Genomic DNA, 9,751 nt, shown 5'->3' on the forward strand with positions numbered 1-9,751 from the left:
AAAAGTTGAATATAAGTCAAATTTGCGGACTGCTGGCTGGCTGTCTGGTCATGGTCAGTGGTGTGATCATCAGCACCCTGGGTTTCTCCCACCTGCAACAGCAAGCGGAAAACCGGATTCAGCTTGATGCTCAGCGTCAGCTGCAACGACTGACCATCGCGCTGGCACCAAGTCTGCTGAAGCAGGACCGCATCAGCCTCAACCTGACACTCTCTGAATGGAGCAAAGGCCCTGAGCTAACCGCCATTCAGGTACTTAACACCAGCCAGCAAGTCATCGCCGAAAGCGGCCAGGCTCGAGCGGGTATGCTGGAAATCAGTCAGCCGGTGACACAGGATAACGTTGCCGCTGGCCTGCTGCGCGCCAGCGTCGATCTGGCACCGGCCGGCCAGGCCGCTCGCCATTACCTCGCTCTGGGACTGATAGCAACCGGCCTGCTGGCACTGATTGCCGCCCTGGCTATGTATCAGCTGGCAGATCGCGCCATGCGCTACCTGCGCCAGCTGTCGGTTAGCCTTACCAACTGGCAGAACACCGACAAGCCTCTGCAATTACCGCCGGTACCCCGCATCGGTGAGCTGAAGACTATTCATTCCGAGCTGAACAAAGTTTCACAGCGAGAACAACATCAACGGGCAATGGAAGAAGCCCTTGGTCGTTTCGTCTATAACCAGCCGAAACAGCCGTTACCGGTATTGCACTATCACGAATGCGCTTTGTTATTTATTGAAATTCAGGACCTAGAAATTCTGCAGGCACGCCTCAGCGCAGACGAACTGAGCGAGGTACTGAATCACTATCACAAGTTACTTTCCCAGGCGGCCAAGCTGTATAACGGCAAACTCGACCGCTACATGGGCGACGGTATCGTGATGATGTTTGGCGTCGGACAGCCTGCCAGTGGTGGCCGCGAAGCCCTTCACTGCCTGTACGCTGCCCAACTGTTTCTGGGCCTGCACAACCATGGCGCCAACACCGCAGTGCCAGTCAGTTTCCGGCTGGCAGCGCACTGGGGCAATGTGCTGCTTGCCCCGATTGCGCAGGAAGACCGTACAGAATGCAGCCTGATTGGTGACACAGTGCACTGGGCCTACCACCTGGCCAGCAACAGTGAAGACCAGCGTTTACTGGCCAGCCAGGAGTTGATCAATCAACTGATGGATCACGATGATATCCGCTGGGACGAAGGCCCATTAGTGTCAGACCTGCACGGCCGCGAGCAAAACAGTTACTGGTTAAATACCCTCCCTGAAAAGAACCGTTCCCTGATCCAGCGACAGATCAAACACATCACCGCGATGGCCGAAAATGCCTGAATAAACAGGTCAGGTTTTGCCTTTTTTAAAAACCTGACGTTTTGCAGGGAACTTTTTTCGCTGTCCGATTTGAACTTCATAATCCCTCTACTATGGTTAGTGTGAAACCAACAGAAGAGGTTATTACTCATGGTTCTTCGCAAATCAGGCTTGGCTGCCGCAGTCATTCTGGCATGCAGTCCGGCCGCCTTCGCAGGTGATCTGCAAATCAACGGTTTTATGAATATTACCGCCGGTATGCTCTCTACTGAGGATATCGAACTGGATGGATACGACGACGGTGTATCCTTCGATAATGGCAGCCTGGTTGGCCTGCAGTTATCGAAGCAAGTTAATGACACGACATCAGCCACAGTGCAGTTAATTTCGCGCGGTTCCCAAGCCTATGAAACAGAGGCTTCGTGGGCTTACATCACCTACGCTGCAAGCGAAAATACCGACATTCGAGTTGGTCGTCTGCGCACCCCAATCTTCTATTATTCTGATTTTCTCGAAGTTGGATATGCATTCAACTGGGTACGTCCACCGTCAACGGTTTATCGTCTGGACTCTCTGTCGTCCATCAGTGGCGTAGACTTTACTCATCGATTCTCAGCAGGCGGAATGGACGGTTCTGTCCAGGCTTACGCAGGCCGCTACGGCGGTGATCTTGCGCTGGGTGACGATATCTATTCAATCGAGCTGCGCCGAGCAATGGGTCTTGTACTGAATATGTCTGCGGGTGATTTTGGCGCTCGTGTCAGCTACCACCAGGCGGGACTGTCGATCGACGCGAATCCGGCCGCGGCAGCACTGGTTGCAGCCAACCCAACATTGACCGGTGTTGTACCGGTAAGAGCCCTTGATCAGCTGGCCGCTGCAGGTGCTCAGGCGGGAGAAGCCGATGCCTTCACTGCCGATGAAGATAAATCTGCCTTCTATCAGGCATCCGTTTCCTATGACAATGGCAGTACTTCAGCCATTGCCGAATGGACGGCACTCAAGCACGATACCGCGCTGTTAAATGATGACTCAGGTTATCTCGTCAGTGTTGCCCAACGGTTCAGTGATTACACAGTTCACCTGACCTATACCGCAAACGAGGACGACCTGAAATCCGGCAACGTGGGTGTTGTTCAGGGCTTAGCAGAAGCCAAGGAAAACAGTGTGATCCTCGGTGTGCGCTATGACTACGACAGCGGTACAGCCTTCAAGTTTGATATTCAGCAGCACGACGAAGAGCTGGTTAACGGCGCTGAAGGCGAGTCTGGCACTCTCTACACTGTTGGCATGAGCCTGGTATTTTAAGGAGATCGACTATGAAACTGTTTAAAACAATCTCCCGAATTGCCATTGCGGCTTCCCTGCTGATTGGTGCTGCGGTTCACGCTGAAGTGGCGGTTATTGTCAGTGCCAGCAACGGTAACGGTGCTCTGGACCAGGATACGATTTCCCGTATTTTCCTCGGCAAAACCTCTAACTTTCCGGATGGTAGTCAGGCAATTCCGGTTGACCAGACTGAAGGCAGCGCAAGCCGCGAAGCGTTCAACGACAAAGTTCTGGGCAAAAGCTCCAGCCAGCTGAAAGCCTACTGGTCGCGTCTGATCTTTACCGGTAAAGGTACGCCACCTAAAGAGTCTGGCAGTGATGCTGACATTAAGGCTCTGGTTGCTAAAAACCCTAACCTGGTAGGTTATGTAGATTCATCTGCCGTCGATGGCTCGGTGAAAGTAGTCTACAAATTCTGAGTTATCAGAAATAAAAAAAGGCGCTTCGGCGCCTTTTTTTATACCCCCTATTAAACAGGGAAGATAATAAACTCTACTGTTTGTGACCAAACCCTTTCTGCAACGCTACCATTCGCTTCAGAACCGGCAGGATTGCATCATACGTCCGGGTATTCTCCAGTGTATTCAAAGCAAGAACACCAGCCTCTATGGTCGACAAGCCATCATTTCTGGGAGAAGTTCTTATCTCGTAGCAACTTTCCGACGCGGGTTGCAAAGCCACGTAAGGAATACTCATCAGCCAGGGATTAGCCAGAATCATTTTACGCACTTTGCGCCAGGTGCCGTCCAGCAACAACAGGCTGCGAATATTTCCACCTGCCCCCGTGCAAAGCTGACGATCATGTTCAAACGGAAACACAACCGCCACATCCTTGTCAGGCAGATCTCCAAAGACCTGCTCAAAAGAAAAGTGTTCGCCTACCAGCAAACGACTGTTTGGCAACGACTTGTGCAACAAGGGCGCTGTCGACAACGGGTGTTTTGCCTCTATCGGGTCCTGCCAGATAATCACCTTCGTTGGCGAATCCAGTTTCGTCATCGCCGGGCAAAGGCAGACCGTTTCAGGCCTGCCACACCCCGCACAAATACGGCGCTTTGCCGTCATTGTTTCTGGCCATTTTCCAGCATAGGTTTCAGGAAAGCACCAGTATGCGACTTTTTATTGGCCGCCACTTTTTCCGGTGTACCTTCGGCGATAATGTAGCCACCTTTGGAGCCGCCTTCAGGTCCGAGGTCGACAATCCAGTCAGCAGTTTTAATCACGTCCAGGTTATGCTCGATCACAACAATGGTATTGCCGGCATCACGCAGGCGATGCAGTACTGCCAGCAACTGCTCAATATCGTGGAAGTGCAGACCCGTTGTTGGTTCATCGAGAATATACAGCGTTTTTCCGGTATCACGTTTAGACAGCTCTTTCGCCAGTTTTACCCTCTGCGCTTCGCCACCGGACAAGGTCGTGGCCGCCTGTCCCAGTTTGATATAACTGAGCCCGACGTCCATCAGCGTCTGCAGTTTACGTGCAACCGCCGGAATAGCATCAAAGAACTGACGGGCGTCTTCCACAGTCATATCCAACACCTCGTGAATATTCTTACCCTTGTAGCGAATATCCAGCGTTTCGCGGTTATAGCGTTTGCCTTTACATACATCACACGGCACATAAATATCGGCCAGGAAGTGCATTTCCACTTTAATAACGCCGTCACCCTGACAGGCCTCACAGCGTCCACCCTTGACGTTAAAAGAGAATCGTCCGGCTTTATAACCACGTGAACGCGCCTCCTGAGTACCAGCGAATAATTCACGCACCGGTGTAAAAATACCCGTGTAGGTTGCCGGATTAGAACGCGGGGTTCGACCAATCGGGCTTTGATCAATATCCACCACTTTATCCAGTTGTTTAAGGCCGGAAATAGTGTCGTATTCCGCCGCTTTCAACGTGGTTGCACCGTTCAGTGCAGTAGATGCCAGTGGATACAGAGTACGATTAATCAGAGTGGACTTACCCGAACCGGACACACCAGTGACACAGGTCATCAGTCCCAGAGGAATGGTCAGGTCAACATTGTTCAGGTTATTTCCACGCGCGCCTTTTAACGTCAACAGTTTATCTTTGTTGTACGGCGTACGCTTTTGCGGAATATAGATTGCGCGCTTGCCAGACATATACTGACCAGTGACCGAGTCCGGATTATCGAACACCTCCTGCGGTGTCCCCTGCGCAATAATCTGGCCACCATGTACACCGGCACCAGGACCGATATCGATCAGGTGATCGGCGCTGCGAATAGCATCTTCATCATGTTCAACCACCAGCACGGTGTTGCCCAGATCACGCAGGTGAAACAGGGTATTCAGCAGACGATCATTATCACGCTGGTGCAGACCAATAGATGGTTCATCAAGAATATACATAACGCCAACCAGACCCGCACCGATTTGCGAGGCCAGTCGAATACGCTGAGCTTCACCACCGGATAGCGTGTCAGAACTGCGATTAAGCGTCAGGTATTCAAGGCCCACGTTGACCAGAAAGCGCAGACGCTCACGAATTTCCTTGAGGATTTTTTCGGCAATTTCACCCCGGTGTCCCGCCAGATGCAGATCGGTGAAATAATTAAAGGCATCTTCGACTGGCATCGCCGTGCAGGCATGAATCGTCTTGTCGCCGACAAAGACGTTGCGCGCTTCTACCCGCAGACGAGAGCCTTCACAAGCCGGGCAAGGCTGAACACTCAGATATTTGGCCAGCTCTTCCAGCACCATCTGCGAATCGGTTTCACGGTAGCGACGTTCCAGGTTAGGTAGCACCCCTTCAAATGGATGCGCCTTGAAGATCTTGTCGCCACGGGAATTCACATAACTGAAATTCACTTCCTCTTCGCCGCTGCCATTCAGTAACAGACTGCGTTGTTTCGCCGTCAGTTTACCGAATGGTTTATCGAGGTCGAAGCCATAATGCTCAGCCACCGAGCACAGCATCTGAAAGTAATAAATGCTGCGCCGATCCCAGCCACGAATCGCGCCTTCAGCGACCGTCAGGGTCGGGTCCTGCACCACCAGATCCGGGTCAAAATACTGTTTAACACCAAGACCATCACAGCTCTGACAGGCACCGGCCGGATTATTGAACGAGAACAGACGTGGCTCCAGCTCAGATAAACTGTAACCACAGTGCGGGCAGGAGAACTGCGACGAGAACAGCATAGGCTCGGCTTTGTCGTCGTCCATAGAAGCAACCAGCGCGATACCACCGCTCAGCTCCAGGCAGGTTTCCAGCGACTCGGACAAGCGCTGCTCAATACCTTCTTTCACCTTGAAACGATCAACCACCACTTCAATGCTGTGCTTACGACGCTTATCCAGCTCCGGCGTATCATCCAGATCGCACACCAGACCGTTGACCCGCACCCGTACAAAGCCCTGGGCACGCAGGCTTTCAAATACGTGCAGATGCTCACCCTTACGTTCGCGAATCACCGGGGCCAGAATCATATGTTTACTGTCCAGCGGCAGATCCATGATGCCATCCACCATCTGGCTGACCGTCTGCGCTTCCAGCGCGACGTCATGGTCCGGACAGCGCGGAGTACCCACACGGGCAAACAGCAGACGCAGGTAATCGTAGATTTCGGTGACGGTACCGACTGTAGAGCGAGGGTTGTGAGAAGTCGATTTCTGTTCAATGGAAATCGCCGGCGACAGACCTTCAATCAGGTCGACGTCCGGCTTTTCCATCATCGACAGAAACTGGCGGGCGTAAGTCGACAACGACTCAACGTAGCGACGCTGGCCTTCGGCGTACAGGGTATCAAATGCCAGGGAGGATTTGCCCGACCCGCTCAGGCCGGTAATCACGACTAGTTTGTCGCGTGGAATATCAATGTCGATATTACGCAGGTTGTGCGTGCGTGCCCCGCGCACCAGAATCTTGTCCATAGATGATGGCTCGTCACTGTAAGAGAAAAGCCACCATTGTAATTCAAGCGCGGGACGGTATCAGCCGCTTATTCAACCGGTTCGAGCAACAGCTCTTCCATATACTCTTTGGCCCAGTTAACGGCCTGAATACGGTTAGCAGCACCGATTTTCTTAAACAGGTTGTAGATGTGAGTTTTCACCGTGTGCATGCTGACGTTCAGCTTGTCGGCGATCTCGATGTTGGTGGCCCCGGTCGCGGTGAGGCGCAGAATCTGCTTTTCCCGACGGGTAAGAACCGTTGTGGTCGCAGGCAGACGACGAGGCTTGTGACGGGTTTTCTCCAGATACTGGCTGACCAGCTGGCGTGGCAGCCAGTGCTCACCGTCAAACAAACCAACAATCCCTTTGCTCAGCTGCTGCTGTGAACTGTCGCGATAAAACAGGCCATTAACCATTGGCCAATCGATCATGCGCTCACACTGATGACCGCGTGGAACGTTGAAGAACGCTACTTTGATCTCGCCACCCTGTTCATGAATCTGTTCGAGCAGATCATACAGTTTCTCTGCGCGAGCGCATTCGGCATCAATCAGAGCCAGGGTCTTACATGGATACTGGCTCCACTCTTCACGCCACTCTGGCACATTGACCAGCTGACAGTCGATGTTGGTACGCTGATGGATATAGCCAATGAGGATGGAATTCTGAAGATTCTGCTGTCCGAACAGCACAATACGGCGTCCCGGCAGACTGGACTGACGCTCCATAACGATAACTCCTTTTATACTTTGTGATTCCCTGTGCCGAACTTCCTTCCGGCAAGTGCACAGTGTACGAAATCCTGCTGGATTTACCAATTGCCAGTTAACATGAAACAGGACAAGTGCACGTTTATTATCCTTCGGGCCCGCATCTGGCTGATTTTCACCCGGCCGCACCGAGGATTTCCACCGGCGAGGTAATCATGCCGGGGGAAAGCTGGTAGAATTGCCGCCTTTCGAATCAGCAGTCAGTTACGAATGTCCAGTTCCTCAGACTCCCGGGCCAACAAGCCTGTACTTTCCCAAACCGAGCAACGTGCCGTTGTCTCGCTGGCCTCCCTGTACGCCCTGCGCATGCTCGGCCTGTTCATGGTTTTGCCGGTGATGATGATCGAGGGACAGAAACTCGACGGCGCAACCCCGGCCCTGCTGGGACTGGCAATGGGCATCTACGGACTTACCCAGGCACTGCTGCAGATACCGGCTGGCACCCTGTCGGACCGTATTGGCCGTAAACCGATTATCATCGGCGGCTTGCTGATCTTCGCTCTCGGCAGCCTGATTGCAGCCAGCGCAGATTCCGTGTGGGGCGTAATTATCGGTCGTGCCCTGCAGGGCGGTGGTGCCATTGCCAGTGCGATTATGGCGTTGGTTACCGATCTGACCCGTGAAGAAAATCGTATGAAAGCGATGGCATCCATCGGCGCCAGCATCGGCCTGTCGTTTTCTGTGGCACTGATTCTCGGCCCATGGCTGGCTGAAATGGGTGGCCTCAGCCTGATCTTCGGCCTCACTGGCGTACTGGCTATCGGCGGCATACTGGTGACGCTGTTTGTTATTCCCAACCCACCAGCGGTACCCCACAGGGATGCATCAGCAGTGTGGAGTGAAGTCGGAGTGCAGTTACGCAACAAAGCACTGTGGCCGCTGAATATCGGTATTTTCCTGCTGCATGCGCTGATGGTCGCTATCTTTGTCGCCATTCCGGGCCAGTTGCTCAATGCTGGCGTGGTCGCTGAGCACCACAGCTGGCTGTATCTGCCAGTACTGATGGTTGCCTTCGTACTGATGGTACCCTTCATTATCGTGGCTGAGAAAAAGCAGAAAATGAAAGGCGTGGTACTCACCGGTGCCCTTGGTATCGCCGCCGCCCTGTTGCTGATGTCACAGGCCGATAGTCTGTGGCAGTGGATTGCGTTGCTGTTGCTCTATTTCTGGGGATTCAACCTGATGGAAGCCAGCCTGCCATCCTGGCTGAGCAAGATTGCCCCCGCTGGCGCCAAAGGCAGCGCTATGGGCATTTACTCCAGCATGCAGTTTCTCGGCGCCTTTGCTGGCGGTAGCCTGGGTGGCTGGATCATGTCGTCCTGGGGCAGCAGCACATTATTTGGCGGACTGGGGGCTTTAGTGATACTTTGGGCGCTTATCTTGTCCCGCTCATCCGCCCCACGGCATCTGACCAGTGTTCGCCTGAACACCGGCGGGACCTGCACCGACCAGCAGCTGGCCCAGTTGATGGATTTACCCGGCGTATCTGAAGTCAGCCTGCCCGATGGCGACGGTGCAATTTATCTGAAAGTCAGTGCTGATGCCTTTGACCGTAAACAGGCGTCAGCCATTGTAGATCCCACAGGAGAAGAACATGGGTCGCAGCGTTAACAAAGTGACACTTATTGGTACTCTGGGTCGTGACCCTGAAGTTCGTTACATGCCGAATGGCAATGCTGTTGCCAACCTGACCCTGGCAACGGATGAAAGCTACAACGACAAGCAGACTGGCCAGAAGGTTGAGCAGACCGAATGGCACCGTCTGGTTGTATACGGAAAGCTGGCCGAAATCGTTCAGCAATACCTGAAAAAAGGCTCCAAAGCCTATTTTGAAGGCCGCCTGAAAACCCGCGAATGGGAAAAAGACGGCATTAAGCGCTACACCACCGAGATCGTCTGTAACGACATGATGATGCTGGACGGCCGTGGCTCCAATGATGGTATGTCGTCCTACCAGCAACCGGGTGCAGCCGCTCAGATGATGAATACACCACAGCAGTCTGCACCAGCAATGGCACAGCCGCAGGGTGGCTATCAGCAGGCTCCGCAGCAAGCACCTCAGCAAGCGCCACAGCAGGCTCCTCGTCCGGTTGCACAGCAGCCTGCACCGGCTGGCTATCAGCAGGCTCCACAGCAGGCACCTCAGCAAGCGCCGCAACAACCGGCTTATCAGGGTGGCTACCAGCAGCCTCCTATGCAGCAGCCGCAGCCAAGCAACAGTTTCGACGATTTCGACGACGATATCCCGTTCTGATCAGCCAGCTGAAAAAGCCACCTCCGGGTCACTGCTGTCCCACAGTTTTAAAGATATCGGTTTTCTATAAACGACTTTTAAATCCGCAGTGCCTACTGCCTACCAGGGGAACTTATCCCCTGGCCGGCAGGGCCGACCCCAGCTTTTCGCTCCTGAAGCGTTACCCTCACTCTCTCGATT

At 53.4% G+C, this 9,751-nt stretch carries 8 protein-coding genes; 5 read left to right on the forward strand and 3 right to left on the reverse strand.

What is annotated here, in order from left to right; all coding sequences use genetic code 11:
• Positions 1 to 5 precede the first annotated feature (5 nt).
• The 3 genes from I9W95_RS14435 to I9W95_RS14445 all read left to right on the forward strand — a co-directional run bounded on the left by I9W95_RS14435 (position 6) and on the right by I9W95_RS14445 (position 3,043).
• Positions 6 to 1,316 carry an adenylate/guanylate cyclase domain-containing protein gene (locus I9W95_RS14435; RefSeq protein ID WP_225676115.1) on the forward strand — a complete coding sequence of 437 codons (1,311 nt, stop codon included), beginning with the start codon at positions 6 to 8 and terminating at the stop codon, positions 1,314 to 1,316.
• Positions 1,317 to 1,445: 129 nt separating this feature from the next.
• Positions 1,446 to 2,603 carry a hypothetical protein gene (locus I9W95_RS14440; RefSeq protein WP_225676117.1) on the forward strand — a complete coding sequence of 386 codons (1,158 nt, stop codon included), beginning with the start codon at positions 1,446 to 1,448 and terminating at the stop codon, positions 2,601 to 2,603.
• A gap of 11 nt (positions 2,604 to 2,614) precedes the next feature.
• The gene (locus tag I9W95_RS14445) at positions 2,615 to 3,043 is read left to right on the forward strand and encodes a type 2 periplasmic-binding domain-containing protein (RefSeq protein WP_225676119.1); all 429 of its coding nucleotides are present in this window, start codon (positions 2,615 to 2,617) and stop codon (positions 3,041 to 3,043) included.
• Positions 3,044 to 3,116: 73 nt separating this feature from the next.
• On the opposite strand, the gene I9W95_RS14450 is transcribed toward I9W95_RS14445, so the two are convergent.
• The 3 genes from I9W95_RS14450 to I9W95_RS18535 form a co-directional block, all read right to left on the reverse strand.
• Positions 3,117 to 3,689 (reverse strand): tRNA-uridine aminocarboxypropyltransferase, encoded by a 573-nt coding sequence (locus I9W95_RS14450; protein WP_225676121.1) that lies wholly within the window; start codon positions 3,687 to 3,689, stop codon positions 3,117 to 3,119.
• Positions 3,686 to 6,526 carry an excinuclease ABC subunit UvrA gene (gene uvrA / locus I9W95_RS14455; RefSeq protein WP_225676123.1) on the reverse strand — a complete coding sequence of 947 codons (2,841 nt, stop codon included), beginning with the start codon at positions 6,524 to 6,526 and terminating at the stop codon, positions 3,686 to 3,688. The genes I9W95_RS14450 and uvrA overlap by 4 nt, the downstream gene beginning before the upstream one ends.
• 68 nt (positions 6,527 to 6,594) lie before the next feature.
• Positions 6,595 to 7,275: a LuxR C-terminal-related transcriptional regulator gene (locus I9W95_RS18535; RefSeq protein ID WP_318653622.1), complete on the reverse strand. Its 681-nt coding sequence runs from the start codon at positions 7,273 to 7,275 to the stop codon at positions 6,595 to 6,597.
• A gap of 252 nt (positions 7,276 to 7,527) precedes the next feature.
• On the opposite strand from I9W95_RS18535, the gene I9W95_RS14465 reads away from it, so the two are divergent.
• Both I9W95_RS14465 and ssb read left to right on the forward strand, forming a co-directional pair.
• The gene (locus I9W95_RS14465; RefSeq protein WP_225676125.1) at positions 7,528 to 8,928 is read left to right on the forward strand and encodes an MFS transporter; all 1,401 of its coding nucleotides are present in this window, start codon (positions 7,528 to 7,530) and stop codon (positions 8,926 to 8,928) included.
• Entirely contained in the window at positions 8,912 to 9,571 is a 660-nt protein-coding gene (gene ssb, locus I9W95_RS14470; protein ID WP_225676127.1) for a single-stranded DNA-binding protein, read from the forward strand. Before I9W95_RS14465 ends, ssb begins: the two co-directional genes overlap by 17 nt.
• The last annotated feature ends 180 nt before the right edge of the window (positions 9,572 to 9,751 follow it).

Source organism: Thalassolituus marinus, from assembly GCF_020320395.1.
In the GTDB taxonomy this organism is placed as follows: Bacteria; Pseudomonadota; Gammaproteobacteria; order Pseudomonadales; family Oceanobacteraceae; genus Venatoribacter; species Venatoribacter marinus.

Bases quoted from the DNA above. Each gene is read 5' to 3' on its own strand.
- I9W95_RS14465 (WP_225676125.1), top strand. From the start codon at position 7,528: ATGTCCAGTTCCTCAGACTCCCGGGCCAACAAGCCTGTACTTTCCCAA.
- I9W95_RS14445 (WP_225676119.1), top strand. From the start codon at position 2,615: ATGAAACTGTTTAAAACAATCTCCCGAATTGCCATTGCGGCTTCCCTG.
- ssb (WP_225676127.1), top strand. From the start codon at position 8,912: ATGGGTCGCAGCGTTAACAAAGTGACACTTATTGGTACTCTGGGTCGT.
- I9W95_RS18535 (WP_318653622.1), bottom strand. From the start codon at position 7,275: ATGGAGCGTCAGTCCAGTCTGCCGGGACGCCGTATTGTGCTGTTCGGA.
- uvrA (WP_225676123.1), bottom strand. From the start codon at position 6,526: ATGGACAAGATTCTGGTGCGCGGGGCACGCACGCACAACCTGCGTAAT.
- I9W95_RS14440 (WP_225676117.1), top strand. From the start codon at position 1,446: ATGGTTCTTCGCAAATCAGGCTTGGCTGCCGCAGTCATTCTGGCATGC.
- I9W95_RS14450 (WP_225676121.1), bottom strand. From the start codon at position 3,689: ATGACGGCAAAGCGCCGTATTTGTGCGGGGTGTGGCAGGCCTGAAACG.